Below are 883 nucleotides of genomic sequence, written 5' to 3'. Positions count from 1 at the left end.
TCCAGCACCCGCATCGGCTTGCCGTACGAGGTGGCCGTGCGCATCAGCGCCTGCACGTCCTTCGGGAAGCACGAGCCGCCGTAGCCGGCGCCGGCGTACAGGAAGCTGTAGCCGATGCGCGGGTCGGAGCCGATGCCGAGTCGGACCAGTTCGATGTCCGCACCGACCTCGTCAGCCAGGTTGGCCAGCTCGTTCATGAAGGAAATACGCGTCGCCAGCATCGAATTGGCCGCGTACTTGGTGAACTCGGCCGAGCGCACATCCATATAGAAGGTGCGTTCGTGGTTGCGGTTGAACGGCGAGTACAGCTCGCGCATGATGGCCTTGGCATGGCGRCCGGCCACGTCGGGCGAGCAGCCCAGCACGATGCGGTCCGGGCGCATGAAGTCTTCCACGGCGGCGCCTTCCTTCAGGAACTCGGGGTTCGAGACCACCGAGAACTGGAGGTCTTCCAGCCCGCGGGCGGCCAGTTCCTCGCGGATGACGGCGGCGACGCGGTCGCCGGTGCCCACGGGGACCGTGGACTTGTCCACCACCACCTTGAGGCCGGTCATGTGGCGGCCGATATTGCGCGCGGCGGCCAGCACGTATTGCAGGTCCGCCGAGCCATCCTCGTCCGGCGGCGTGCCCACGGCRATGAACTGGACGTCGGCGTGCTCCACGCTGGCGGCCACATCGGTCGAGAAGGTCAGGCGGCCGGCGGCGCGGTTGCGCTCGATCAATTCCTTGAGACCCGGCTCATAGATCGGCACGCCGCCCGCGTTGAGCATGGCGATCTTGCGTTCGTCTACATCGAGACAGAACACCGAATTGCCGAGTTCCGCCAGGCAGGCGCCGGTGACCAGGCCGACATAGCCGCTACCGATAATTGTGACTTTCATAG

General features: G+C 65.9%; 1 protein-coding gene. It reads right to left on the bottom strand.

What is annotated here, in order from left to right; genetic code table 11:
- Window positions 1-881, bottom strand: an 881-nt coding sequence (locus tag AC1DP9_RS27720; protein ID WP_477109073.1) for a UDP-glucose dehydrogenase family protein, incomplete at its 3' end; no start/stop codon positions are given.
- Between the last annotated feature and the right edge of the window lie 2 nt (window positions 882-883).

The sequence above is a fragment of the Cupriavidus sp. 01L43 genome (genome assembly GCF_056399925.1).
The sequence above is the reverse complement of the archived record's forward strand: the minus strand, read 5'-3'. Positions and strand labels throughout refer to the sequence as shown.